Source organism: Methylobacterium sp. 142-1Y, assembly GCF_057747795.1.
Genome location: NZ_CM173224.1, coordinates 1967501 through 1993612, shown reverse-complemented (window position 1 = coordinate 1993612; position 26112 = coordinate 1967501). Strand labels below are relative to the sequence as shown.

At 69.1% G+C, this 26112-nt stretch carries 20 protein-coding genes, 2 tRNA genes and 2 rRNA genes (1 of these 24 running past the window's edge); 15 read left to right on the top strand and 9 right to left on the bottom strand.

What is annotated here, in order from left to right:
• Positions 1–30: 30 nt before the first annotated feature.
• The 5 genes from AC3AOF_RS09125 (at position 31) to dxs (ending at position 4291) form a co-directional block, all read left to right on the top strand.
• The gene (locus tag AC3AOF_RS09125) at positions 31–660 is read left to right on the top strand and encodes a DNA-3-methyladenine glycosylase I (protein WP_236992106.1); all 630 of its coding nucleotides are present in this window, start codon (positions 31–33) and stop codon (positions 658–660) included.
• Positions 661–686: 26 nt separating this feature from the next.
• Complete coding sequence (locus tag AC3AOF_RS09120) at positions 687–1271, top strand: HD domain-containing protein (protein ID WP_236992908.1); 585 nt, start codon at positions 687–689, stop codon at positions 1269–1271.
• 21 nt (positions 1272–1292) lie between these two features.
• Positions 1293–1805 (top strand): tyrosine phosphatase family protein, encoded by a 513-nt coding sequence (locus AC3AOF_RS09115; protein WP_236992105.1) that lies wholly within the window; start codon positions 1293–1295, stop codon positions 1803–1805.
• A gap of 140 nt (positions 1806–1945) precedes the next feature.
• Positions 1946–2236, top strand: coding sequence for an exodeoxyribonuclease VII small subunit (locus AC3AOF_RS09110; protein ID WP_236992104.1), 291 nt, complete (start codon positions 1946–1948; stop codon positions 2234–2236).
• Positions 2237–2305: 69 nt separating this feature from the next.
• Positions 2306–4291 (top strand): 1-deoxy-D-xylulose-5-phosphate synthase, encoded by a 1986-nt coding sequence (gene dxs, locus AC3AOF_RS09105; protein WP_488348295.1) that lies wholly within the window; start codon positions 2306–2308, stop codon positions 4289–4291.
• 42 nt (positions 4292–4333) lie between these two features.
• On the opposite strand, the gene AC3AOF_RS09100 is transcribed toward dxs, so the two are convergent.
• The gene (locus tag AC3AOF_RS09100) at positions 4334–4891 is read right to left on the bottom strand and encodes a superoxide dismutase family protein (RefSeq protein ID WP_236992102.1); all 558 of its coding nucleotides are present in this window, start codon (positions 4889–4891) and stop codon (positions 4334–4336) included.
• A 109-nt stretch (positions 4892–5000) separates the two neighbouring features.
• Between AC3AOF_RS09100 and AC3AOF_RS09095 the strand changes: the two genes are divergently transcribed.
• Both AC3AOF_RS09095 and AC3AOF_RS09090 read left to right on the top strand, forming a co-directional pair.
• Complete coding sequence (locus tag AC3AOF_RS09095; RefSeq protein ID WP_488348294.1) at positions 5001–5789, top strand: TlyA family RNA methyltransferase; 789 nt, start codon at positions 5001–5003, stop codon at positions 5787–5789.
• Positions 5786–7045, top strand: coding sequence for a class I SAM-dependent RNA methyltransferase (locus tag AC3AOF_RS09090; RefSeq protein WP_488348293.1), 1260 nt, complete (start codon positions 5786–5788; stop codon positions 7043–7045). The genes AC3AOF_RS09095 and AC3AOF_RS09090 overlap by 4 nt, the downstream gene beginning before the upstream one ends.
• Before the next feature lie 67 nt (positions 7046–7112).
• On the opposite strand, the gene AC3AOF_RS09085 is transcribed toward AC3AOF_RS09090, so the two are convergent.
• From AC3AOF_RS09085 to zwf, 4 genes are all read right to left on the bottom strand, one after another.
• On the bottom strand, positions 7113–8534 hold the full coding sequence (locus tag AC3AOF_RS09085) for a DUF2254 family protein (protein ID WP_488348292.1): 1422 nt from the start codon (positions 8532–8534) through the stop codon (positions 7113–7115).
• Between the two features lie 61 nt (positions 8535–8595).
• A complete protein-coding gene (locus tag AC3AOF_RS09080; protein WP_488348291.1) occupies positions 8596–11298 on the bottom strand; it encodes an MGH1-like glycoside hydrolase domain-containing protein in 2703 nt (900 codons plus the stop codon).
• Between the two features lie 38 nt (positions 11299–11336).
• On the bottom strand, positions 11337–13244 hold the full coding sequence (locus AC3AOF_RS09075) for an amylo-alpha-1,6-glucosidase (protein WP_488348290.1): 1908 nt from the start codon (positions 13242–13244) through the stop codon (positions 11337–11339).
• A 595-nt stretch (positions 13245–13839) separates the two neighbouring features.
• On the bottom strand, positions 13840–15360 hold the full coding sequence (zwf, locus tag AC3AOF_RS09070; RefSeq protein ID WP_488348289.1) for a glucose-6-phosphate dehydrogenase: 1521 nt from the start codon (positions 15358–15360) through the stop codon (positions 13840–13842).
• A 178-nt stretch (positions 15361–15538) separates the two neighbouring features.
• Here zwf and AC3AOF_RS09065 point away from each other — a divergent pair, with 178 nt between their 5' ends.
• Positions 15539–16456, top strand: a complete 918-nt coding sequence (locus AC3AOF_RS09065; RefSeq protein WP_236992095.1) for a 2-dehydropantoate 2-reductase — start codon at positions 15539–15541, stop codon at positions 16454–16456.
• A gap of 210 nt (positions 16457–16666) precedes the next feature.
• Positions 16667–17149: a hypothetical protein gene (locus AC3AOF_RS09060; protein WP_236992094.1), complete on the top strand. Its 483-nt coding sequence runs from the start codon at positions 16667–16669 to the stop codon at positions 17147–17149.
• A gap of 7 nt (positions 17150–17156) precedes the next feature.
• On the opposite strand, the gene AC3AOF_RS09055 is transcribed toward AC3AOF_RS09060, so the two are convergent.
• The 3 genes from AC3AOF_RS09055 to hmgA are packed head-to-tail and all read right to left on the bottom strand — an operon-like array spanning position 17157 to position 20157.
• Positions 17157–17474 carry a Rieske (2Fe-2S) protein gene (locus tag AC3AOF_RS09055; protein WP_236992093.1) on the bottom strand — a complete coding sequence of 106 codons (318 nt, stop codon included), beginning with the start codon at positions 17472–17474 and terminating at the stop codon, positions 17157–17159.
• Positions 17471–18796, bottom strand: a complete 1326-nt coding sequence (fahA, locus tag AC3AOF_RS09050; RefSeq protein ID WP_488348288.1) for a fumarylacetoacetase — start codon at positions 18794–18796, stop codon at positions 17471–17473. Before fahA ends, AC3AOF_RS09055 begins: the two co-directional genes overlap by 4 nt.
• A complete protein-coding gene (gene hmgA, locus AC3AOF_RS09045; protein WP_236992091.1) occupies positions 18796–20157 on the bottom strand; it encodes a homogentisate 1,2-dioxygenase in 1362 nt (453 codons plus the stop codon). Before hmgA ends, fahA begins: the two co-directional genes overlap by 1 nt.
• Before the next feature lie 144 nt (positions 20158–20301).
• Between hmgA and AC3AOF_RS09040 the strand changes: the two genes are divergently transcribed.
• Positions 20302–21180: a 2-dehydro-3-deoxygalactonokinase gene (locus tag AC3AOF_RS09040; RefSeq protein ID WP_236992090.1), complete on the top strand. Its 879-nt coding sequence runs from the start codon at positions 20302–20304 to the stop codon at positions 21178–21180.
• Positions 21171–21782: a 2-dehydro-3-deoxy-6-phosphogalactonate aldolase gene (locus AC3AOF_RS09035; RefSeq protein WP_236992089.1), complete on the top strand. Its 612-nt coding sequence runs from the start codon at positions 21171–21173 to the stop codon at positions 21780–21782. The genes AC3AOF_RS09040 and AC3AOF_RS09035 overlap by 10 nt, the downstream gene beginning before the upstream one ends.
• A 244-nt stretch (positions 21783–22026) precedes the next feature.
• Here AC3AOF_RS09035 and AC3AOF_RS09030 read toward each other — a convergent pair whose 3' ends face one another.
• Entirely contained in the window at positions 22027–23427 is a 1401-nt protein-coding gene (locus AC3AOF_RS09030; protein ID WP_236992088.1) for an FAD/NAD(P)-binding protein, read from the bottom strand.
• A gap of 535 nt (positions 23428–23962) precedes the next feature.
• On the opposite strand from AC3AOF_RS09030, the gene AC3AOF_RS09025 reads away from it, so the two are divergent.
• The 4 genes from AC3AOF_RS09025 to AC3AOF_RS09010 all read left to right on the top strand — a co-directional run.
• Positions 23963–25446 (top strand): 16S ribosomal RNA (locus AC3AOF_RS09025).
• Positions 25447–25597: 151 nt separating this feature from the next.
• A tRNA-Ile gene (locus AC3AOF_RS09020) sits at positions 25598–25674 on the top strand.
• Positions 25675–25713: 39 nt separating this feature from the next.
• Positions 25714–25789 (top strand) — tRNA-Ala (locus tag AC3AOF_RS09015).
• A gap of 270 nt (positions 25790–26059) precedes the next feature.
• Positions 26060–26112: ribosomal RNA gene (locus AC3AOF_RS09010) — 23S ribosomal RNA — on the top strand (it continues 2746 nt past the right edge of the window).
• The 16S and 23S rRNA genes sit together here with 2 tRNA genes alongside, the layout of an rRNA operon.

The window sequence follows — 26112 nt, the reverse complement described above, 5'->3', positions numbered from 1 at the left end:
TTCCAGCTCCACACCGCTACACGACACCGGATGTCGACCGGACTGATCCTGCATCCCGACGGCTGCCAGCGCTGCTGGTGGCCGGGCACCGACGCGCTCTACGTCGCCTATCACGACGCCGAGTGGGGCGTGCCGGAGCACGACGACCGCGCCCTCTACGAGAAGCTGATCCTCGACGGGTTCCAGGCCGGCCTGAGCTGGATCACCATCCTGCGCCGGCGCGAGGGTTTTCGGAGTGCCTTCGCGGGTTTCGAGCCGGAGGCGATCGCACGGTTCGGCCCTGCGGAGGTCGAGGCGCTGATGCGGGATACCGGCATCATCCGCAACCGCGCCAAGATCGAGGCGACGATCCGCAGTGCGCGGGCCTACCTCGCCATCCAGGAGCGAGGGCCCGGCTTTTCGGCCTTCCTGTGGGACTTCGTCGACGGACGCCCGGTCCAGACGAAGGCGGAGACCCGCACCGAGATCCCGACCGAGAGCGAGGTCTCGCGCAAGATGTCGAAGGCGCTCAAGGCGGAAGGGTTCGGCTTCTGCGGCCCGACCATCGTGTACGCCTTCATGCAGGCGGTCGGCATGCTCAACGATCACCTCGTCGGCTGCTGCCGGCACGAAGCCTGCGCCGCCTTGGCCGGTCCCGGTGGTCTCGGGGTCAAGCCGTGAGCGCGCCGCCGCGGGCGTGGCAGCGGATGCTCTCGGGTCGGCGCCTCGACCTTCTCGATCCCTCGCCCATCGACGTCGAGATCGTCGACATCGCCCATGGGCTCGCCCGGGTCGCGCGCTGGAACGGGCAGACCGCCGGCCCGCAGGTCTTCTCGGTGGCCCAGCATTCGCTGCTCGTCGAGGCGATCGGCGGCGCCTTCGAGCCCGGCCTCGCGGCCGCTGGCCGGCTGGAATTGCTGCTGCACGATGCGCCCGAATACGTGATCGGCGACATCATCTCGCCGTTCAAGGCGGCGATCGGGCATTCCTACAAGGCGGTGGAGACTCGGCTGCTGGCGGCGATCCGTCTGCGCTTCGGGCTCACCCCGGCACCGGGCGCGGCGATGCAGCGCCTGATCAAGCGCGCCGATCGGCTCAGCGCCTACCTGGAGGCGACGCGGCTCGCCGGCTTCTCGCAAGTCGAGGCCGTCCGGGTCTTCGGCAAGCCGGATCGCCTCGACGCCGATCTCGGCACCTTGCTCGAACCCTGGCCGACCGCCGAGGCCCAAAGCGCGTTCCTCGCCCGCTTCCACGCCTTGGCCGATGCCCAGCAGGGCGTTCCCGTATCCTGAACCGAAGGATTTCCCGCCGCCATGCCGACCCTGCACGTCTGCGCCCTGTCCCGCCTGCCCGAGACGGTCGAGGCGACCGGCGCGCGCCATGTGGTGACCTTGATCAATGTCGGCACGAAGGTGATCCGGCCGCCGGCAATCGCGGAAGACGACCACCTGTTCGTCGGAGTCAGCGACATCACCGACACCCTCGACGGCCACGTCCTGCCCGACGAGGTGCATGTCCGGCGGCTCCTCGACTTCGTGCGCGCCTGGCCGCGCGAGCAGCCGCTGGTGATCCACTGCTATGCTGGCATCAGCCGCTCGACGGCCGCCGCCTTCATCGCCACCTGCGCCCTACGTCCGGACCGGGACGAGGCCGAGATCGCCCGCGAGTTGCGCCAGGCCTCGCCCTCGGCGACTCCGAACCGCCGCCTCGTCGCGGTGGCGGATGCGATGCTCGGGCGGGACGGGCGCATGGTGGCGGCCATCGCGGCGATCGGTCGCGGCGCCGACGCCTTCGAGGGTGAGCCCTTCAGCGTCACCATCGACTGATTCCACTGTGGCCGAAACGCAGCCCTGGCGCGCAAACGGGCATCGACGGCTTCATCGCGGCCCTGCGGCACCGCCGAAGGGTTGTTTCGCGCGATTCTCGTCGCCATAACCCAACGCTCATCATGGGAGTGTCGTCACGCATGTCCGCAGCCCGGTCCGATGCCAGCCGCGCGGCCGTCTCCGTCCCCGCCGGCCCGACCGGAACCGCGGATCTGCCGTTCGAGAAGGCCCTCGAGGAACTCGAGGGCATCGTGCAGCGCCTGGAGCAGGGCAACGTGCCGCTCGACGAATCCGTCGCGATCTACGAGCGCGGCGAGGTCCTCAAGCGGCACTGCGAGGCGCTGCTGCAGCGTGCCGAGGCGCGCATCCAGCGCATCACCCTCGGGGCGGACGGACGCGCCGCCGGGACGGCGCCGCTCGATGTCGCCTGATCGCTCCCATTCATCCCGCCCCGGCGTGCCGCGGCGGGTCTTCTCCTTCCGGACGTGAGGATGGCTCCGGTGTCACCGCTCAACCTTCCCCTCCTCGACCGCGTCCGCATTCCTGCGGACCTGCGCCAGCTGCCCGAGAGCGACCTGACGCAGCTCGCCGCCGAGCTGCGCGCCGAGACCATCGATGCCGTCTCGGTCACCGGCGGCCATCTCGGCGCGGGCCTCGGCGTCATCGAGCTCACCGTCGCCCTCCACTACGTCTTCAACACCCCCGACGACCGCATCATCTGGGATGTCGGCCACCAGGCCTATCCCCACAAGATCCTCACCGGCCGCCGCGACCGCATCCGCACGCTGCGCCAGGGCGGCGGCCTGTCGGGCTTCACCAAGCGCTCCGAGAGCCCCTACGATCCCTTCGGCGCGGCGCACTCCTCCACCTCGATCTCCGCGGGCTTGGGCATGGCGATCGGCCGCGACCTCTCGGACGCCGCGGCACGAGCCCGCGGCGAGACGCCGCCGCGCCGCAACGTGGTGGCGGTGATCGGCGACGGCTCGATCTCGGCCGGCATGGCCTACGAGGCGATGAACAATGCCGGCGCCCTCAAAAGCCGCCTGATCGTCATCCTCAACGACAACGACATGTCGATCGCGCCCCCCGTCGGCGCGATGTCGTCCTACCTCGCCAAGCTCGTCTCGGGCGACACCTACCGCTCGCTCCGCGACACCGCCAAGCAGTTCGGCCGCCTGCTGCCGAAGGCCCTCTACGACACCGCCGCCCGCGCCGAGGAATATGCCCGCGGCATGCTCGCCGGCGGCGGCACGATGTTCGAGGAGCTCGGCTTCCACTATGTCGGGCCGATCGACGGCCACAACCTCGACCACCTGCTCCCCGTGCTCAAGAACGTGCGCGACGCGCCGGACGGCCCGGTGCTGGTCCACGTCGTGACCCAGAAGGGCAAGGGCTACGCACCCGCCGAGGCCGCCGCCGATCGCGGCCACGCGGTGGTGAAGTTCGACGTCGTGTCGGGCAAGCAGACCAAGGCCAAGCCCAACGCGCCGGCCTATACGCGGGTGTTCGGCGAGAGCCTGATCAAGGCGGCCGACATCGACGACAAGGTGGTGGCGATCACCGCCGCGATGCCGTCGGGCACCGGCGTCGACCTGTTCGCCAAGGTGCATCCGGAGCGGACCTTCGACGTCGGCATCGCCGAGCAGCACGCGGTGACCTTCGCGGGCGGCCTGGCGACGGAGGGGTTCAAGCCGTTCTGCGCGATCTACTCGACCTTCCTGCAGCGCGGCTACGACCAGCTCGTCCACGACGTGGCGTTGCAGAACCTGCCGGTGCGCTTCGCCCTCGACCGGGCCGGCCTGGTGGGGGCGGACGGGGCGACCCATGCCGGCGCCTTCGACCTGGCGTATCTCTGCTGCCTGCCGAACATGACGGTGATGGCGGCGGCCGACGAGGCCGAGCTGGTGCACATGGTGGCGACCGCGCACGCGCATGATACGGGGCCGATCGCGTTCCGCTATCCGCGCGGCGAGGGCGTCGGCGTCGAGCTTCCCGAGAAGGGCGAGGTCCTGGAGATCGGCAAGGGCCGGGTGATCCGCCGTCCCGAGGGCGCGCGGGTGGCTTTGCTCAGCCTCGGCACGCGTCTGGCGGAGGCGCTGAAGGCGGCCGAACGCCTGGAGGCGGCCGGCATCGCCGTGACGGTGGCGGATGCGCGGTTTGCCAAGCCGCTCGACGAGGCGCTGATCCTGGATCTGGCATCGAGCCACGAGGTTCTGGTGACCCTGGAGGAGGGGTCTGTCGGCGGGTTCGGTGCGATGGTGCTGCACCTCTTGTCGTCGCGCGGGGCGCTCGACGACGGCAAGGTGCGGGTGCGGACGCTGACCTTGCCGGACAGCTACCAGGACCACGACTCGCCGGAGCGGATGTATGCCGAGGCCGGGCTCGATGCGGCCTCGATCGTCAAGGTCGTCGAGGCCACGCTGCCGGCCCGTTCGGAACCCAAGGTCGCGAGCAACGTCGTCAGCGTCGCCCGGCGCCAGCGCTGAGGCGAGAACCGGGCCGCGTCCGAGGACGCGGCCCGTTCCCGGCTACTTGATGACCGCGCAGGCGATGCGGGCGCCGGCATTGCCGATCGGCTGCGTGGTATGGTCGTCCTCGTTGGCGTGGATGATCAGCGCCGAGCCGTCATTGTCCTTCAGGCCGCCTTCGCCGGTGAGCGGGGTGTCGCTCGACACCTCGGCATTCACCGAGCCATCGGCATTGGCGTAGACGTTCGGCAGGTCGCCCTCGTCCGGTCCCTCCGGATTCAGCAGGCCGTGCTTGGCGTTGTCGTGATTGACGTGCGCCTTCGACTCCTGGAACTTGTCGGTGTCGGCGCAGCTGCCGACCGCATGGAAGTGGATGCCGTGCCAGCCGGGCGGCAGGCCGCCGGTCTGGATCGTCACCCGCATCACCAGGGTGTTGGCGCCGTCCCTGAGGTCGATCTTGCCGATCGTCTCGCCCTTGTTGTTGACGATCGGCGCATTGTAGGTCGTCGGCGCAGCGGGCTTGTCCTGAGCAGGTTTGTCCTGAGCAGGTTTGTCCTGGGCGAAGGCCGGGGCGGTCACGCCGAGAACCAGGGCGCTCGCGAGCACGGTATGTCTCATGGGAAGAACTCTCCTCGTGTGCCGCCGTGTAGCTAGGGCGCGCGGCGCCGGTGTGGACGGCCTCCGGGCGGCTACGGAACGGTCGTAGACGATCAGGGATCGAGAGTTGATGACGACGGGCGAGCGGCTGCGGGCCGACCGCCTCCTGGTGGAGGCGGGCCATTTCGAAAGCCGGGCGCGCGCGCAAGCCGCGATCGAGGCCGGACTGGTGCGGGCGGACGGCGTCGTGGTGCGCCGGGCCTCCGACCTGATCGCGAAGGGCGCCGCCATCGTCGCCGAGGCGCCGCACCCTTACGTCTCCCGCGGCGGCCTCAAGCTCGCTGCCGCCCTCGACGCCTTCGCGATCGACCCGGCGGACCGGACCTGCCTCGATATCGGCGCCTCGACCGGCGGCTTCACCGACGTGCTGCTGCGCCGCGGCGCAGCCTTCGTCCATGCCGTCGATGTCGGCCGCTTCCAGCTCCATCCGAGCCTGGCCGCCGATCCCCGCGTGGCGGCGCTCGAGGCGACCGACGCCCGCTCCCTCCAACCCTTCCCCGAGCCGCCCTCCCTTCTGGTGATCGACGTGAGCTTCATCTCCCTGCGGCTGGTCCTGCCGCCCGTGATCCCGCTCCTGGCGGGCGACGCCGCCTTGGTGGCGTTGATCAAGCCGCAATTCGAGGCCGGGCGCGAGCATGTCGGCCGCGGCGGGCTGGTCCGCGACGAGGCGGTGCAGGAGACGGTCTGCCAGCGGATCCGGGACCTCATCGTCTCTCTCGGCTTCGCCGTCCGCGGCCTGATCCCGTCGCCGGTCGAGGGCGGCGACGGCAACCGGGAATTCCTGATCGGCGCGGTGCGGGGGCTCGGCTTGCGGGGATTGGGTTCGCAGGGGCTTGTTTCGCAGGGGCTTGGGCGATGAGCGACGTGGCAGAGACGACCTACGAGATCACCCGCCTCGGCCTGCGCGGCGACGGGGTGACGGCGGACGGCGTGGTGGTGCCGGGCGCTCTGCCGGGCGAGACCGTGCGGGCGGAGCCGGAGGAGGGCGCCCGGCCGCCCCGGGCCCGGCTCGACGCGGTGCTGACGCCCTCGGTCGATCGGATCGCGCCGTTCTGCCCGTATTTCGGCACCTGCGGCGGCTGCGCGATCCAGCATCTCGCACCCGCTCCTTATGCGGAATGGAAGCGCGACCTCTTGGTCGGTGCCCTGGCGCGGGCCGGGATCGAGGCGCCGGTGGCGCCGCTCCTCGATGCCCACGGCACGGGACGCCGCCGCATCACCCTGCATGTACGGGCGGGCGAGGGCGGGCCCCAGGCCGGCTTCATGGCGGCGCGCAGCCACGCACTGGTGGCGATCGACCATTGCCCGATCACGGAATCGGCCCTGCACCGCGCCCCCGAGATCGCCCGGGCGGTCAGCCGTCCCCTCGGCGGAGGCGGCGGAAAGCCCCTCGACGTGCAGGTGACCGCGACCGCCGGGGGCCTCGACGTCGATATCCGCGGCCACGGCCCGGCCTCGGAGCGGGCGCGCCAGGCCCTGGTGCTGCTCGCGGGAGAACTGGACCTCGCCCGGCTCTCCCTCCACGGCGAGGTGCTGATCATCCGCCGTCCGCCGGAGATCCCGGCCGGCCGCTCGCGTCTGGTACCGCCCTCCGGCGGCTTCCTCCAGGCGACGGCGGAGGGCGAGGCGACGCTCGCGCGCCTCGTCGTCGAGGGAGTCGGCAAAGCGAAGCGCGTGGTCGATCTCTTCTCCGGCGCCGGCGCCTTCTCGCTGGCACTCGCGGAAGGCCATACCGTCCACGCCGTCGAGGGCGAGGACGGGGCGCTCAAAGCCCTCGATCGCGCCTTCCGTGAGACCGCGGGCCTTCGCACCATCACCACCGAACGCCGCGACCTCTTCCGCCGCCCGCTGCTGGCGCCGGAGCTCGACCGCTACGACGGCGTGGTGTTCGATCCGCCCCGCGCCGGCGCCGAGGCGCAGAGCGCCCGGATCGCCGAATCGAAGGTGCCGGTGGTGGTCGGCGTCTCATGCGATGCCGGCAGCTTCGCCCGCGATGCCGCTCTGCTGGTACGCGGCGGCTACCGGCTGGAGGCGGTGACCCCGGTCGATCAGTTCCGGCACTCGCCGCATGTCGAGATCGTCGGGGTGTTCAAGAGGCCGGGGAAGAGGCGCTGATTGCCGTTCGGCCCGCCACGGTGTCAGGCCTCCGCGGCAGGATGAGAGCGGGCATGACGGTCATCGGCTACGATGTCGTTCCGGGGACCCGGGTCGAGCGCGAGTTCAGCTTGCCCAGGCTGGCCGCGAGTTCGGCCGACGCCTCGCGGACGGCATCCGCGATGGTGACGAAGCCCCGTTCCCGCAGGGCGTCCGTCAGGTCGCGGAGTGCGATGTCGAGCTGGCGGGTGAGGACGTGCTCGCCGAGGCTCGACAGCGCGCGATGGGCCACATCGGCCAGCCGCTCGGCCGTCGGCGTTTCGACGTGGCGCAGGAGGATGGCGAGCGTCCTGACGGCTTCCGTCAGCGTCTGCGATTGAATCGATTCCGACGCGACCACGATCACGGCTTCGAGCGCGTCGGTTGCGATGATCGGGGCCGCATCGTCGTAGACGATACAGGAGCCGGCATCGTCCCGCATCTCGACCTCGCCCCGGCTCCATTGTGAGATGATGTCTCGCAGGGCCTGGATCACCGTGAGGCCTGGATTGGGGTTCGATTTCGACGTCGATACCGAAGTCCACGCTATGGTCGAGAGCTGGTGCAAGCCGTAGGCGGTGTTGTTTTTCAGATCACGGCCGTCGTCGTAGGCGAAGGCGGCCAGGACCTCGTCGACGATGCTGTTTTGCGCATCCTCGCTCAAGGTGACGCCGGGTCTGGTTCGGACCTGGAACAGCGGGTCCTGGACGGCCCGATACGTCCCGAGCGTGATCAGGATCTCGATCTCGACGTTGCCTCGCGCATGCCGCTCCAGAGCGTTCTCGATCCGAGCGAGGTCGAGGCCGACGACGTAGCCCTTCTCGCAGGAGCGGACGAGCGCGACGTCGAACCAGCCGTGGCACCTCGCCCGTCGGGTTGCCGCAAGCAGCTTGAGGTCCTCGCCTCGCGCGCCCAGCACCTTGTCGTGAATGAACTGGATGATCTGCTCGGGTCGCATCTGATCGATGGTGTTGTAGATCATCACGATGATCAGGCACAGTGCCAGAGCGGTGAGCAGCAGGCTGAGGGCTGCGGCAAACACGGGACGATGATAATCCGTGTTCGTGACGAGGGTCATCAGTACGAAAACCGACAGACCGACGAAATAGCCGAAGTAGAATTGATTGACCTTGCGGGCCATGAACTGGTCGGTGACCTGTGCGGTCAAGGCTGCGGCACCTTGCTGCACGGCGAGAAGCAGGAGCGAGAAGGTGATGGAGGTGACCGTGACGATGCTCGATGCCACGGTCGCGAGCAGGCTTCCGAGGGCTGCCCGGTCCCCCATCAGGTCCCCGAGCCAGCGAAAGCCGTGAGGTGCCTGGCCGCCGGACCAGGATCTGTCCGCGAGGTAGACCAGGACGCTCAAGCCCGCGAAGCCGATCACGGTCGCGAGCGGCAGGCTCAGGAACTGCCGGAACGACCGCTTGATCGCGCTGACGAAGCGGACAGGGATCGACGTGATCGCCTTCATGCGCGGATCTCACCCCGAAGCGATGGGTGCACGACGCGATGAATGGTCGAGAGACCCTGCATCAGCCCTCCGGCGCCGCCGGCACCTGCCCGCCCGCCACGTCCCGCCGCGGCTGGAGCAGCAGCGCCAGCAAGCCCGTCCACCCGGTCTGGTGCGCAGCCCCCAGGCCCGCGCCGGTATCGCCGTGGAAGTATTCGTGGAACGGGATGTGGTCGCGAAAATGCGGATCGTCCTGGAACAGCGGGTTGTCGCCCAGCACCGGGCGGCGTCCGCCGGGGCCGCGCAAAACCAGGCGGGTGAGGCGGGCGGACAGCTCGTCGGCGATCTGCGGCAGGGTGAGGTAATGGCCCGAGCCCGCCGGGCACTCGACCTTGAAGTCGGGGCCGTAGAAGCGGCCGAATTCGGTGAGCGCCTCGACCAGCAGAAAGTTGATCGGCAGCCAGACCGGCCCGCGCCAGTTCGAGTTGCCGCCGAAGACGGCCGTGGTCGATTCCGCCGGCTCGTAATCGACCGCGAAGGTCTGGCCGTCCCATGGGAAGCGGAACGGCGCCGCCGCATGCGCCTTCGAGACCGAGCGGACGCCGTGGGGGGACAGGAACTCGGTCTCGTCGAGCATCCGGCGCAGGAGCGCCTTCATCCGGTGGCGGCGCAGCAGCGAGAGCAGCACCCGGTTGCCGCGGCCCGGCTGCTCCCAGCGCGAGACCTGATCGGCGAGGTCGGGGCGGTGGGCCAGGATCCAGCGGGCCCGGCGGGCGAAGGCCGGGAAGCGCTCCGAAAAGTTCTCGTCCAGCACCTCGACGGCGCAGAGCGGGATCAGGCCGACCAGCGAGCGCACCCGCAACGGCACCTGGCGGCCGTCGGGCAGGCGCAAGACGTCGTAGTAGAACTCGTCGGTCTCGTCCCACAAACCGGTGCCGGTGCCGCCGACATGGGTCATCGCCTCGGCGATGGTCAGGAAGTGCTCGAAGAACTTGGTGGCGATGTCCTCGTAGACCGGATCCTCAACCGCCAGCTCCAGCGCGATGCGCATCAGGTTGAGGCTGTACGTCGCCATCCAGGCGGTGCCGTCGGCCTGGTCGAGGGTGCCGCCGGTGGGCAGCTTGGCCGAGCGGTCGAAGATGCCGATATTGTCGAGCCCGAGGAAACCGCCCTGGAAGACGTTGCGGTCGCCGGCATCCTTGCGGTTCACCCACCAGGTGAAGTTCAGCATCAGCTTGTGGAAGACCCGCTCCAGGAAGGCGCGGTCGGGCTTGCCGGTCATCGCCTGGTCGATGCGGTAGACGCGGAGCGCCGCCCAGGCATGGACCGGCGGGTTCACGTCGCCGAAGGCCCATTCATAGGCCGGCAACTGCCCGTTCGGGTGCATGTACCATTCGCGGGTCAGCAGGATCAGCTGGCCCTTGGCGAAGGCCGGATCGATCAGCGCGAAGGTCACGCAGTGGAAGGCGAGGTCCCAGGCCGCGTACCAGGGATATTCCCACTTGTCCGGCATCGAGACGATGTCGGCGTTGTTGAGATGGGTCCAATCGCTGTCGCGGCCGTGGCGGCGGCCTTCCGGCGGGGCCGGCTGGGCCGGATCGCCGGTAAGCCAGCGCCGGACGTCGAAATGGTAGAACTGCTTCGACCACAGCATGCCGGCGAGGGCCTGGCGCTGGACGAGGCGCGCATCCGGGTCGGCGATGTCGCGCTGGAGCGCGCCGTAGAAGGCGTCGGCCTCGGCGAGGCGGCGCGCCATCACGGCGTCGAAGGCGGCCGGGTCGCGCTCGTCCGGGTTCGCCGCGGGGCACAGGCGGAAGCGTAAACTCACGACGCCGCCGGCCGGTACGGTGACGCGGCTCCAGGCGGCGCATTTGGTGCCCTCGGCCAGCGGGTTCACCGCGTCGTGCCGGCCCTCGACGATGCGGTCGTTGACCGCGTCCTTCGGGTGGGCGGGGCCGGGCGTGCCGAACAGCCGCCGCGTGTTGGTCTCGTTTTCGCAGAACAGGAACTCGGCCGGCTGCAAGGCCGTGAAGCGCAAGGGCGGCGAGCCCTCGCGCGTCGCCTCGACGGCGCCGGTCTCGGTCAGGCGCAGGAGCGGGCGGGGTTGCGTCGTCTCCCAGGATTCATGGCCCCAGGACCAGGTGTTGCGGGCCCAGAACTGCGGCAGGACGTGGAGATCCGCGTCGTCCGGCCCGCGATTGACGAGGGTGACCCGCATCAGCACGTCGTCGGGGGCGGCCTTGGCGTATTCCACCGTCACGTCGTGGTACCGCCCCTCCGCGAACACACCTGTATCGGCGATCTCGTATTCCGGGAGGTTTTTTCCCTTGCGTCGTCCGTTCTCGGCCACGAGTTCGGCGTAAGGGTAGGGCGCCTGCGGGTACTTGTAGAGCATCCGCATGTACGAATGCGTCGGAGTTCCGTCGAGGTACCACCACAGTTCCTTGACGTCCTCGCCGTGATTGCCTTCACCGTTGGTAAGGCCGAACATCCGCTCCTTCAGGATCGGGTCGCGGCCGTTCCACACGGCAAGTGCGAGGCACCAGAGCTGGCGGTCGTCGCTCCAGCCCGCGATGCCGTCCTCGCCCCAGCGATAGGCGCGCGAGCGGGCCTGGTCGTGGGGCAGGTAGTCCCAGGCGGTGCCGCCGGCGCTGTAATCCTCCCGCACCGTGCCCCATTGGCGCTCGCTCAGGTACGGCCCCCAGCGGTGCCAGCCCTCGTCCTCGACGGCGGCGAGGCGGCGGCCCTCCTCGGTATCGGTGAGGCAGGGGGCGGGATCGGGCATCGCGGGGTTCTCCAGAAACGGGCGCACCGGAAGAGCGGTCACACCGGATCGAGGTCGAGCATCCGCCGCACACGGATCAGCTCGCCGAGGGACCAGGCCTGGAACGGGCAGCCGCCGGGCCGATGGGGCGGATCGCCGTCGGCGATCTCCGAGACGTGGCCGAGGCCCGCTTCCTGGAGATGGGCCTCGAGCGGCGGCAGGAAGCGCGCCCGCGCCGCGGCCTTCGCCGGCTGGGAACGGCCCCGCACGCCGAGCCAGGCATCGACGAAGGGGCCGATCAGCCACGGCCAGACCGTGCCCTGGTGATAGGCGCCGTCCCGCGCCCTCTGATCGCCCGCATAGGTGCCGCGATAGTCCGGATCGGCGGGATCGAGGGAGCGCAGGCCCAGAGGCGTGAGGAGGCGGGCCTCGACCGCGTCGACCACCGCCCGGGCCGCGGCACCGGTGAGGAGCGGGAAGGGCAGGCCGCCGACCGCCAGGATCTGGTTCGGCCGGACCTTGGAATCCACCGCGCCCGGGACATGGTCGGCATCGACCACGTCGTGAAGGGCGCCCGATGGGGCGAGGAAGCGCGCGAAGCTCGCCGAGGCGCGCTGCTCCAGGTCGCGCCAGCGCGGCGACCAGCGGGCGGAGCCGATTCTGAGCGCGTTGATCCACAGGGCCTGGACCTCGACCGGCTTGCCGATGCGGGGCGTGACGACCCAGTCGTCGACCTTGGCATCCATCCAGGTCAGCTGCACGCCCGGCACGCCGGCCCGCAGCAACCCATCCGCATCGGCCTCGATCCCGTAGCGGGTGCCGGCGGCGTGGCCGTCGAGGATCGCCATGCAGGCCTCGGCGAGGCGCGCGGCTTCCGCCTCCGGGACCGGGCGACCCGCAGCGGCGTGGGCGGCGAGCACCTCGTGGACCGCGACCACGTACCAGAGCGAGGCGTCGACGGCGTTGTACTCGGGCACCGCGCCTCGGTCGGGGAAGCGGTTCGGCATCATGCCCTCGTTCACCGCGCCGGCCCAGGCGAGAAGAATCGCGCGGGCCTGTGCCAGCGCGCCGGTGGCGACGAGGAGGCCGCGCAACGCGATGAAGGTATCCCGGCCCCAATCGGTGAACCACGGGAAGCCCGCCACCAGGGTGCGCCCGCCCGAGCGGTCGACCAGGTAGGTGCCGGCCGCCAGCGCCAGCGGCGACAAGGCTTTGCGCCGCGCCCGCTCGCCCGCCATCAGGCGCTCGGCATGCGCCGCCGCGCGAACGGACAGGCCGTCGCCGCTGCGCAGGATCATCACGGCCGGACCGGTGGCGAGGTCGAAGGTGAAGCGACCGGGGCTTGCCAGATCCTCGATGTCGTCGAGGCCGCGGGCCGCCTCCGCCGCGTAGAGGAAATTCCGGTACCAGTCCGGCTCGTGGGCGTAAGTCCCGTTGGTGAGCGCCCCGATGGCCGGCAGGCCGGGATAGGGCCGCCAGCAGACGTTGCCGCCCTGCACGGCGGCGGCGAAGGCGAAGGCCGGGTTTTCGTGGTGGAGGGCGTGGTAGTCGCGGCCCGACAGGAGCGGGCGAACAGTCAAGGTGCAGGGGCCGGTGCCGGTCAGGCGCTGCCAGCGCAGCAGCGTTTCGCCTGAATCGGGCTCGACCAGCACTTCGTGCCGGAGCGTGCCGCCGTCGGCCAGGCGATACGTCCAGGACGGCCAGGGACGGGGCGTGAAATCGGCGACGTGGCGCCAGCCGTCCGGGTGGATCACGTCAGGCGCATAGGCTTGCGTCGAGAGCGGGACGGTCCCGCCCGCGATGGCGACCTCCGCCTCGATCCCGTTGACCAGGACCAGGCGGCCCGTCGGCGGGGTCGTCGCGGTCAGAAGCAGCGCGTGGTAGCGCCGGGTACGCGGGCCCATGACCGGGCCGGAGGCGAAGCCCCCGAGCCCGTCGGCCTCGAGCCATTCGCGCGTGTCGTCCAAGGTCGCCTCTCCCGCCAAGAGCATTTCCCGCAAAGAGCATTGTCCGACGACGTGGATACCGGTTCGCCGCAGACAATGCGGCGAAATAAAAGACTAACGCAGCGTCCGATGGCAGCGTAATCGGGCTCTACTCTACCGCATTTTCCGACGACGTGGATACTGGTTCTTCGCAGAAAATGCGGCAAAATCAAAAATTGGAGCAGCCTCCGATGGCAGCGCCACGATGCACGACAGTGGCATGAAACCCGCGGCGATCACCTCTCCCACCCGCGACCTCATCCTGAGGCGCCGGCGATCGGAGATCGCATTCGACCGTAAGGAGCCTCGAAGGAGGGCTCCAGAAGCCTCCGCGATCCCTGGAGCCCTCCTTCGAGGTCAGTCGATCTTCGATCGACGAACACCTCAGGATGAGGATGAGGGTGGAAGAGCCCCATGGCCGGCAGACTTCAGGCCCCTGTCGTGTACCGTGTGGAGGCGCGATCGGGTGCTGCTCTCAGCAGACTTGCGTTGGCAGGCCAACGCTTCGCCCGCTCGGATTCCTTGTTTTGTCGCAGCTTCATCCCGCAAAACCGGCGGCCATTTTTGCGAAATCTGCTTAGTCGCCGTCCAGGGGCAGCCAGCGCCGGCCGTCGCGGGCGAGCAGCTCGTCGGCCGCCTTCGGGCCGGCGCTGCCAGATTCGTAGGGCTCCGGCTCGCCGCCCGCCCCCCACGCCTTCACCAGCGGATCGACGGCGGCCCACGATGCCTCGATGTTGTCGGCGCGCTGGAACAAGGTGGCATCGCCGCAGAGGCAATCGTAAATCAGGGTCTCGTAGCCGACATTCGGCTCCTGGGGGAAGAAGTCGCCCTCGCGGAAGGTCGAGCGCACGGCCCCGAGCCGCATCGACGGCCCCGGCACCTTGGCGTTGAACTCGGTGGTCATGCCCTGGACCGGATCGACCATGATCCGCAGGATGTTGGGGGCGATCTGGTCGACCGGGGTATCGCGGAAGAGCCGGTAGGGCGCCGGCTTGAAATGCACCGCGATCTCGGTGCGCCGCCCGGTCATCCGCTTGCCGGTGCGGAGATAGAACGGCACCCCGCCCCAGCGCCAGTTGTCGATGGTGAGCTTCAAGGCCGCGTAGGTCTCGGTTCGGCTGTCGCCAGCCACATGCGGCTCTTCCCGGTAGGACGGCACGGCGTGGCCCTGCTCGGTGCCGGCGCGGTACTGGCCGCGCACCGCATCCTCCGGCGGAACCGGGCGCACCGCCTGGACGAGCTTCGCCTTCTCGGTGCGCACGGCTTCCGCGTCGAAGGAGACCGGCGGCTCCATCGCGGTCATGCACAGGAGCTGGAACAGGTGGTTGGGCACCATGTCTCGCAAAGCCCCGGTCGGCTCGTAGAAGGCGCCGCGCTCCTCGACGCCGATCGTCTCGGCGGCGGTGATCTGGACGTGGTCGACGAAATCGCGGCGCCAGATCGGCTCGAACATCCCGTTGGCGAAGCGGATCGCCATGATGCTCTGCACCGTCTCCTTTCCGAGGAAATGGTCGATCCGGTAGAGCTGCGATTCGTCGGCGACGGTAAGCAGCCGCTTGTTCAGCTCCTGCGCCGAGGCGAGGTCGCTGCCGAACGGCTTCTCGATCACCACCCGGCGAAAGGCGTGGTCGGACTGCTTCAGGAGCCCCGCCTGGCCCAGATGCTCGACGATCGGCGCGAAGAACCGCGCCGCCACCGCGAGGTAGAACACCGCGTTGCCGGGAATCTTCTTGGCAATCGCCTGATATGTTGTCGGGTCGAGGAAGTCGCCCTTGAAGTAGTGCAGCCGGTCGCGCACGAAACCCCAGGCCTTCGGGTCGATGTGCTTGGCGTGGAACTCCGCCGTGTCGTCCTTGGTGAAGGACTCCATCGTGTCGGAAAGGTTCGTTCGCCAGTTCTCGTCCGATCCGTCGGTGTGGTCCACGCCCCAGATCGCGGTCGCGTCGTCGAGGAGGCGGCTGCCGGCGAGGTTGTAGAGCGCCGGCATCAGAAGGCGCTTGGTCAGGTCGCCGCCGGCGCCGAAGATCACGATCGTGCAGGGCGGGGCCGGCTTGTTGCCGGAAGCGGCATGCCCTTCCACCGGGACGTGCGACGTCATGGGGATCTCCTGGCCTGTGCGACGGCGGTGAAGCTAGATCCCGCAGCGCAGCGGACAAGGTGTGACCCTGGGTAAGAACGCGGCGGATGCAGGCCCCACCCGCGGCGACCCCGCCTTTCCGGGGCGAGGGGGCCGCTCTAAGGTCCGGGCGCAACGATCGTTGAGAGCGAGTGGAACGATGGCGGACGGGACCAGGCAGGCGGGCAGCGTCGCGGTGATCGGGAGCGGCGGGATCGGCGGCTACCTGGCGGGAGCGCTGGAGCGGGCAGGGCGCGACGTGACCCTGTGCGTGCGCACGCCGTTCGACCGCCTCGTCGTCACCGACGCCTCGGGCGAGCGCGAGGTCCCGGTCCGCATCGTCGCCGATCCGGCGGAGGTCGGTGCCGCCGACTGGGTGCTGGTGACCACCAAGGCCCAGGACACTGCGAGTGCGGAGCCGTGGTTTCGCACCCTCGTCGGGCCCCGGACCCGGGTGGTGGTGGTGCAGAACGGCGTCGGCCAGGCGGAGCGGGCCCGTCCCCACCTGCCGCCGGGGGTCACGGTGCTGCCGGCGATCATCTATTGCTCGGTCGAGCGCACGGCGCCAGGCCGCATCACCCACCACGGCAGCACCAAGATGACCGTGCCGGCCGGCCCCGACGGTGCCGCCTTCGCGGAGCTGTTTTCCGGCACGCCGTTCGAGATCACGCAGGAAGCGGATTTCGTCACCGTCGCCTGGCGCAAGCTCCTGAGCAACGCGGTGGTCAATCCGATCACGGCGCTCACCTTGCGGCGCATCGTGGTCTTCAACGATCCGGCGATCCGGGACCTCGCCCGTGGCCTGATGGACGAGGTGATCCGGGTCGCCAATGCCGAGGGCGCCCGGCTCACCGACGAGGACGCGACCCGCATCCTCGACAGCTATGGGCGCATCAGCGGCGACGGCGGCAGCTCGATGCTCTACGACCGCCTCGCCGGACGCCCGCTGGAACATGCCCATCTGACCGGCGCCGTCGTCGCGGCGGCCGAGCGCCACGGGATCGCCGTGCCGCTCAACCGGGCGATCCTGGCGCTCGCCGGGGCGGCGAGCGGGCAGGGGCTGGCAGGGGACCGGTAGACGCCCGGCCGAGGGCGGACCGGCGCGGCGGCCGTCCGCCCGCCATCCGACGGTTTCACCCTGCGTCATGGTGTTGACGGGGGCGTCGCGCTGCGGCCAGATCACGGCATCGGAGCGAATCATCGAACGCTTCGCCTTCCGCGATTTGCGTGAGACGAGCCGGAATCAAGATTCCGGCCCTGTTCCGCCGATGCTTGCCGGAGATCGTCGTTGCGCGCCATCCTCTCTCGCCGCGCCGTCATGGCGACGGCGCTGGTCTCGGCTGTTCTGTCATCGCATCGGGATGTCCGGGCCCAGGAGCTGCCGCGTCAGCTTCGGGCCGCGATCGACGGCGATATCCGCGACTGCATGCTGAAGAAGGCGGCGTTCGTGACGCAATTCATCTCGCGCAAGGACGTGAACCGCGACGGCGTGATGGATTACATCCTCGATTACGGCAGCTACAAGTGCGGCGCGGAGGCCAGCCGCTACTGCCATGAAGCGGGATGCCGGATGGAGGTCTACGTCTCGAAGGGACGGAGCGGCTACGTCCAGGCCTTCAGCGGAACCGTCCGCGACCTGCGCTTCGGGACGGTGAACGGCAGGCCTGCCATCCTGCTGAGCCGGCACGGCAGCGCCTGCGGCAAGGCGGAGTCCGCCCCCTGCCGGACGACCCTGACCTGGGATGGAACGCATTTCGCGGAGGCCCGCTGAGCCGGGATCACTCCTCCGGCCCGACCGCGACGAAGACCCGGCCATCCTCGACCCGGACCGGATAGGTCGCGAGGTCGCGACAGACCGGCCCGCCCTGCGCCCGGCCGGTGGCGATCTCGAACAGGCCGTAATGGGCCGGGCACTCGATGTAGCCCTCGACGATCTCGCCCCCGGCGAGGCTGATTCCGGCATGGGTGCAGAGCCCTTGCGTGGCGTAGACCGCGCCGTCGATGCGGTAGAGCGCGAGGGCGACGCCGCCGGCCTCGCGGGCGAGCACCGGGCTTGCCTCGAACTCGGCGAGATCGGCGACCGGGACCCAGTTCACGACGCGGGCAGCACCAAAGCCCGGCAGGCACCGAAGCCGATCGGCGCGAAGCCCTCGCGGATTCCTCGCGCCGTCAGGATCACCTCGTCGCCATCCTCCAGGAAACGGCGCTCCTCGCCGGGCGCGAGGCGGATCGGCGTCTTGCCGCCCTGCGTGGTCTCGAGCAGGCTGCCGCAGGAATCCGGAGCCGGGCCCGACAGGGTGCCGGTGCCGAGAAGGTCGCCCGGGCGCAGGTTGCAGCCGCCGCTGGTGTGATGGGCGATCATCTGCGCCACCGTCCAGTACATGTGGCGGGCGTTGGACCGCGCGACCCGGTGCGGACTTGCGCCGGCCTCGCGGGCGGCCGCGGTGGAGAGCCAGATCTCCAGGTCGAGGTCGAGGGCGCCGCTGTCCTGGTCGGCCGCGTCGAGGAGGTAGGGCAGGGGGGCGGGATCGCCCTCGGGCCGCGCGGCCTGGGCGATGCGGAACGGCGCCAGCGCCTCCGGCGTGACGATCCAGGGCGAGATCGTGGTGGCGAAGCTCTTGCCGAGGAACGGCCCGAGGGGCTGGTACTCCCAGCCCTGGATGTCCCGGGCCGACCAGTCGTTGAGCAGGCAGAAGCCCGCCACCTGCCCGGCGGCCTCGCCGATCGGCACCGGCGTGCCGAGGTCGTTGCCGGGCCCGATCCACACCCCGAGCTCCAGCTCGTAATCGAGCCGGCGCGACGGGCCGAAGACCGGCGCGTCGAGATGCGGGGGCTTCGCCTGGCCGTGCGGCCGGCGCACCGGGACGCCGGAGGGCCGGATCGAGGAGGCGCGGCCGTGATAGCCGACCGGCACGTGCTTGTAGTTCGGCAGTAACGGCTGGTCGGGCCGGAACTGCTTGCCCGTGTTGGTGGCGTGGTGGATGCCGACGAAGAAGTCGGTGTAGTCGCCGATCCGCGCCGGCAGGTGCAGCGTGCAGGCGGCGGCCGGGTGCAGGAGCGGCGTCACCCGATCGCGGTCGGGCCCATCCGCCTGCAGGAGCGCGAAGAGCTGGTGGCGCAGGGCCCGGCGCGGGCCGGCGCCGAGGGCCAGCATCCCGGCGAGGTCGCCGGATTCCGCCGCAACCACCGCCCGAACCGCCTCGCCGGTGAGGAGGCCGGCGGCCAGGACCGCCGCGAGATCGAGGATCTGGTCGCCGATCGCGACGCCGGCTCGCCGGGAGCCACCCTCGGTCGAGGCGCCGTCCTCCCGCGAGAAGATCCCGAGCGGCAGGTTCTGAATCGGAAAGTCGAGATGCCCGTCGGCTCCGGGAACCGAGGAGCGGGCGGCGGGGTCGTGGGTGTGATCGATCAATGTCATCACCGCACCTGCGGCCGGGTCGGGTCGAAATGCTTCACGAGCTCGCGCCCGTAAGTCCCGTAATCCTGTTGCAAGGCCGGGGTCTCGGCGGCGAAGCGGCTGACCTTCTGGGGAAACCGCGTCTCGAACATGAAGGCCAGCGTGCCCTCCAGCTTGTGCGGCTTGAGCTCGGTGGTCGAGGCCTTCTCGAACGCGTCGACATCCGGCCCGTGCGGCAGCAGCGTGTTGTGCAGCGACGCGCCGCCCGGCCGGAATCCCCCGCCGGTCTTGGCGTCGTAGACCCCGTAGACCAGCCCCATGAACTCGCTCATCACGTTGAGGTGGTACCAGGGCGGCCGGAAGGTGTTCTCCGCCACCAGCCAGCGGTCGGAGAAGATCACGAAGTCGATATTGGCGGTGCCGGGCGTCTCGGAGGGTGAGGTCAGTACCGTGAAGATCGACGGATCGGCGTGATCGAACAGGATCGGTCCGACCGGCGAGAATTTTCGCAGGTCGTACTTGTAGGGCGCATAGTTGCCGTGCCAGGCCACCACGTCGAGGGGCGAATGGGCGATGTCCGCCGCCCACAGGGTCCCGCCCCACTTCACCAGCATCGTGCCGGGGGCGTCGCGGTCCTCGTAAGACGCCACCGGCGTGAGGAAGTCGCGCTGGTTGGCCAGGCAATTGGCACCGATTGGACCGCGCTCCGGCAACGTGAAGGCGCCGCCGTAATTCTCGCAGACATAGCCCCGGACCGGGCCGCCCAGCAGCTCGACCATGAATTTCACGCCGCGCGGGATCACCACGATCTCGCCGGGCTCGACGTCGATCACCCCGAACTCGGTGCGGAAGCGCAGACCGCCCTCCTGCGGCACCACCAGCGTCTCGCCGTCGGCGTTGTAGAAGTACTCGTCCCGCATCGAGCGGGTCGCGACATACACATGCGCGCCCATGCCGGCTTGGCTGCCCGCATCGCCGGCCGTCGTCATGGTGCGGATGCCCTCGACGAAGGAGAGCGGCTCGGCCGGGATCGGAACCGGATCCCAGCGCAAAGGCGCCGGCGGCAACTCGATCTCCTGGGCCGGGGCGGTGCGCCAGAGACCGGCATCGACCTTCCGGAACGCCCCCCAATGCATCACGGTCGGGCGGATGCGGTAGAGCCAGGAACGCTCGTTGGTGGTGCGCGGCGCGGTGAACGGCGAGCCGGAGATCTGCTCGGCATAGAGGCCGTAGGGGCATTGTTGGGGCGAGTTGCGTCCGACCGGCAGGGCGCCGGGCAGGGCCTCGCTCTCGAAGCCGTTGCCGAAGCCCGACATGTAGCCGGGGCTGAGACCGGAGCCGGTGGCGGCGGGACGAAGCCCGGACGGCGCCTGGCTGTTCATGACGGCGACCCTTTCCTGCCCTGTCGATTGGTTTCAGTTGCAACCTTTTTCCCTGGATAGGAGCGGCCCGGAGCGGCGTCAAGCGCAAGGGGCAGCGCGGCGGGATGGTTGCGCTCGCGCCGTCCCTGGGGCACAGCACCGGGCATGATCGCGGTGGATTGGGGAACGAGCAGCGCCCGCGCCTACCGGCTCGCGCCGGACGGTGCCGTTCTGGCGCGGCGCGAGAGCGCGGGCGGCATCCTGCGGGTGCCCGAAGGCGGCTTTCCGGCAGCGCTGACGGAGATGGTCGGCGACTGGCTGGCCGAGGGCGAGACCCGGGTGCTGCTCTCCGGCATGGTCGGCAGCCGCCAAGGCTGGCAGGAGGCGCCGTATCTCGCCTGTCCGGCGGGGCTCGACGAGCTGGCCGGCGCCGTCGTGCCGGTGCCGTTCGCGGGCGCCACCGTGCGGCTGGTCCCGGGCCTGAGCGCCGAGGATGCCGCGGGCACGCCCGAGGTGATGCGCGGCGAGGAAGTCCAGGTCTTCGGGGCGCTTGCCGGGCGGGGCGAGGACGCGTTGCTTTGCCTGCCCGGTAGCCATGCCAAGTGGGTGCGGGTCGCAAGGAGCCGCATCGCCGGCTTCACCACCCACATGACCGGCGAGGCCTTCGCGGCGCTCAGCGGTCACACGATCCTCGGCCGGATGATGACCGGGCCGGCGCAGGTGGGGCCGGCCTTCGAGGCGGGCGTCGCCCGCGCAGCGGACGAGGGCGGGCTGCTCCACCACCTGTTCGGCACCCGCACCCTCGGGCTGCTCGGCCGGCTCGCACCGGAGGATGCGGCGAGCTACCTGTCGGGCCTGCTGATCGGGCACGAGGTGGCGGCCGCCATGACGAAGCCGGCCCTCGTACACCTCGTGGGCTCAGGCCCGTTGATGGCGCTCTACGGCCGGGCGATCGCCCTCGAGGGTGGCGAGGCTGTCACGGGCGATCCGGATGCCGCCGCCCGCGGACTGGCGCTGATCGGGGAGAGAATCGCATGGATGTGACGGGCTGGCTCTCGCGCTGCCCCCTGGTGGCGATCCTGCGCGGCGTGACGCCCGACGAGGTCGAGGCGATCGGCGAGGCGTTGGTGGCCGAGGGCGTCGTGATCCTCGAAGTGCCGCTGAACTCGCCCGAGCCGGTCGAGAGCGTGCGCCGTCTGGCGGCGCGCCTCGGCGACCGGGCGCTCGTCGGCGCCGGCACCTTCCGCCGCGAGGCCGAGGTCGAGGCGGTGGCGGCCGTCGGCGGTCGCCTGCTGGTGACGCCGCACGCCGATCCGGCCCTGGTGCGCGCCGCCAAGGCCCGCGGCATGGTGGCGATGCCGGGCTTCCTGACCCCGGCCGAGGCCTTCGGCCTGCTCGATGCCGGGGCCGACGCCCTCAAGCTGTTTCCGGCCGAGGCCGGCGGTCCGCCGATGCTGAAGGCCCTGCGGGCGGTGCTGCCGAAGGGCACGCCGCTGTTGCCCGTCGGCGGCGTCGATGCCCGCAGCCTGCCGGCCTGGCGCGAGGCCGGCGCCAGCGGCTACGGCTGCGGCTCCTCGCTCTACAAGCCCGGCGACACGCCCGATCGGGTCGCCGCGAAGGCCAAGACCCTGATCGCCGCACTCTGAGGCGCCGCACGAGGGCCGGCCCCGGGATCGGCCCGCGATCCGTTCCGGGGGAGGTCGGATCGATCCTTTCCGGCCCGCCAGTGCCCTCGCCGAACCACACAATTCGCATAAGCGACGTTATGGAATGACAGGAGGTGTCCGCTCGATGCGGGCAAGTGCCTGTGCAAGTACACGTTTGCGAGCGAGTGCGCGAGCAGGTGATTGCGATTGCGCGGCATCTGGCGCCAGTATCGTGCCCTCGAGCTCAGGCCGTCTCCCGGCCCACTCCGGTCGCTGCACTCTGTAGTCGCTTCGCCACCGTCCGGGCGAGCTCGGCCGCCTGCCCGCGGATGTCGGGCACTGCCGTGCATTCCCACAGCGTACCGCGCAGCAGAGGACCGAGGGTCCAAAGCGGTCGACCCGCTTCGCCGTGCTGGCCGAGCACCGCGAGATCATCCGCCACCGCGAGACCGAGGCCAAGGGCGTCAGGCCGGACCAGCCCTCGGCTCAGCAGGCGGCGCAGGAGCAAGTCGTCGGTATCCACGACGCGTCCGACGCCGGACGCATCGATGATCCGCTGCACGTCGACGACCTGCGGAGCGGCAACGCCGCGCTCGCGCACCGTGACCCGAGCATGGCCGGCTTGGTCGTCGATCGCGACCACCCGTGCGCGCATCAGCGTCAGCCCGCCCTCCGCGAACTCGCGACCGACGATCTTGGCTGCAGGCGGTGCCATCCGGTGGCGATGCACGTCCCAGAAGGCACGCAGGTGGCGCAGGAAGCGGCGCTGCTCGGAGAGCGGCAGGCCGCGCCACAAGCCGACGCTGTCGCCTCGCAGAGAGTCGATCACTCCGCGCCAATCGATCCCGGCCGACGCAGCACGGCGCGTCTCCTCGCGCAAGAACCGCAGCAGCCCGAGGAGCGACTGCCGCGCTGCGGCTGGGATCGCAGGCGCGGGCCATGAGGCAGTCGCGGCATGGACCTGCGGCAACAAGCCGTGGCGTGACACGGCAAGGATCGGCCCAGGGAAGCGGCGCTGGCGCAGAGCCGCGACGGCATCGACCATGGTCAGCCCGGTCCCGATGATGAGCAACGGCAGGTCGGGCCGTAGATCGTCGAGCGGAGTGTCGTCCCAGGGATCGACCACGTAGCGGCTGCGAGGACCGCGCGGGGCCCGCAGGTTGCCGCAGGCCAGAACTGCGCCGGCCACGCGCCGCCGACGTCCGGCCGCAAGGGTTAGATCGAAGCCGGTCTCCGCCGGCGCAAGATCGACGACCTCGTCGTTCTCGAGCATCAGGAGGGGCCCCGGCCCAGGCTTGGACAAGGCTGTGAGCAGCAGGTCGGTGAGGTAACGGCCATAGAGTCCGCGGGCCGCGAACAGCCCGGCCGGCGTTGAATGGGTCCACGCGGCTCCGTCGAGGGGGCAGCCTTCAAGCCACCGCGAAAAATGGTCCGGCTGGTCCGGGAATGCGCTCATGTTGGTGGCGCGGACGTTCAGCAGGTGATCGCTGCACCCTGTCGCGTAGGCGAGGCCGCGCGCAAACGCGCTCGACTTCTCGCATAGCAGAACCGGACGCTCCGGCATCAACCGGCTCAGGTGGAGAGCCGCCATGGTACCGCTGAATCCGGCGCCGATCACCGCGATGGGTGGAAGGGTCGTACGCATCCGCCGTCGGTCTCCTGCATCGCCTGCTCAATGTAGGGGACGCCGGCCGACCGGTCTCGGCCCGATGACGGCGGACACTTGAACGCAGGGCGTGCAAATCCATCTCGGGGACGGGCTGGCCGCGGGGGCTACGCGGTACCCCTGCCCTTCCCCACCTTATGGGTCACGATCCTTGGATCGCAGCCGTGTTGACAGGCGAGCCGGCTACCCTTAGACAGCCGCTCACCGACGGGGCGCCGACGAACTGGCCGCCGCGAAGGACTTCCCCAGAGACGGTGAAGCAAGGGCCAGGGAAACCAGGCTCGGCTTTCTGTTCTCCAGGGTACAAGGTCTGGCTCCCGGCCCGACCCGCTCTTTGACAAGTACATACGAGAAAGAGAAGCGTGGACGGCGTCGTCCCTGCGGGTCGGTTCCGTCGGAACCGGTCGTGAGTAGGATGATGCTGGTCTGACGTTTCGGTGCTCACACGATCAGGCGGAAACGCCGATCGGTCGTGAGCCTCCGTTACTATTGTGATCAGCTTTGATCAGCTCTTCAACTTGAGAGTTTGATCCTGGCTCAGAGCGAACGCTGGCGGCAGGCTTAACACATGCAAGTCGAGCGGGCCCTTCGGGGTCAGCGGCAGACGGGTGAGTAACGCGTGGGAACGTGCCCTTCGGTTCGGAATAACTCAGGGAAACTTGAGCTAATACCGGATACGCCCTTTTGGGGAAAGGCTTGACTGCCGAAGGATCGGCCCGCGTCTGATTAGCTAGTTGGTGAGGTTACGGCTCACCAAGGCGACGATCAGTAGCTGGTCTGAGAGGATGATCAGCCACACTGGGACTGAGACACGGCCCAGACTCCTACGGGAGGCAGCAGTGGGGAATATTGGACAATGGGGGCAACCCTGATCCAGCCATGCCGCGTGAGTGATGACGGCCTTAGGGTTGTAAAGCTCTTTTCTCCGGGACGATAATGACGGTACCGGAGGAATAAGCCCCGGCTAACTTCGTGCCAGCAGCCGCGGTAATACGAAGGGGGCTAGCGTTGCTCGGAATCACTGGGCGTAAAGGGCGCGTAGGCGGCTGATTTAGTCGAGGGTGAAAGCCCGTGGCTCAACCACGGAATGGCCTTCGATACTGGTTGGCTTGAGACCGGAAGAGGACAGCGGAACTGCGAGTGTAGAGGTGAAATTCGTAGATATTCGCAAGAACACCAGTGGCGAAGGCGGCTGTCTGGTCCGGTTCTGACGCTGAGGCGCGAAAGCGTGGGGAGCAAACAGGATTAGATACCCTGGTAGTCCACGCTGTAAACGATGAATGCTAGCCGTTGGTCTGCATGCAGGTCAGTGGCGCCGCTAACGCATTAAGCATTCCGCCTGGGGAGTACGGTCGCAAGATTAAAACTCAAAGGAATTGACGGGGGCCCGCACAAGCGGTGGAGCATGTGGTTTAATTCGACGCAACGCGCAGAACCTTACCATCCCTTGACATGGCATGTTAGGCGGAGAGATCCGTTGTCCTCTTCGGAGGCGTGCACACAGGTGCTGCATGGCTGTCGTCAGCTCGTGTCGTGAGATGTTGGGTTAAGTCCCGCAACGAGCGCAACCCACGTCCCTAGTTGCCATCATTGAGTTGGGCACTCTGGGGAGACTGCCGGTGATAAGCCGCGAGGAAGGTGTGGATGACGTCAAGTCCTCATGGCCCTTACGGGATGGGCTACACACGTGCTACAATGGCGGTGACAATGGGCAGCGAAGGGGCGACCTGGAGCGAATCCCCAAAAGCCGTCTCAGTTCGGATTGCACTCTGCAACTCGGGTGCATGAAGGCGGAATCGCTAGTAATCGTGGATCAGCACGCCACGGTGAATACGTTCCCGGGCCTTGTACACACCGCCCGTCACACCATGGGAGTTGGTCTTACCCGACGGCGCTGCGCCAACCGCAAGGGGGCAGGCGACCACGGTAGGGTCAGCGACTGGGGTGAAGTCGTAACAAGGTAGCCGTAGGGGAACCTGCGGCTGGATCACCTCCTTTCTAAGGATGCTGTTTGTCAGGACGATCGGGTAACCGGTCCTCTCCTCGTACGGCGTCGTTGGATCAAGGGTCCAGTCAGGACCCAATTGGCGGGACGCGCCGTCTTCGTTTCTCTTTCTCATCATCCGGACACGCTGGTGGAACCAGCGACGGGCCTGTAGCTCAGGCGGTTAGAGCGCACCCCTGATAAGGGTGAGGTCGGACGTTCGAGTCGTCCCAGGCCCACCAGGATCAGGTGACGGTCTCTGCCAACGAGTGGCGTCCCACGGGGCTGTAGCTCAGTTGGGAGAGCGCGTGCTTTGCAAGCATGAGGTCGTCGGTTCGATCCCGTCCAGCTCCACCACCCTCCCCTGCCGATCGGCAGTGAGGTCGAGGGTCGTCCGGATCAAAGAGCTTCGCACCATCGACGCGTTCAGCGGGTGGCTGCGGATATCTGACATCGTGAAGAGGGAATGTGCCCGGGCCGTTGCGAAAGCGGCCGGCCGGGGTGCGTTCGGCAAGCATAAGGCAGTCGCTGCGAAAGCGGTGGCTGCCGGTCTTTATCGTGACCGTGGATGGTGTGAGCGATGGCCCCAACAGGCTGTCGGTCACGCCGGACACCGATCATGAGAGCGATCAAGTGCCTTAAGAGCATCTGGTGGATGCCTTGGCGCTGAGAGGCGATGA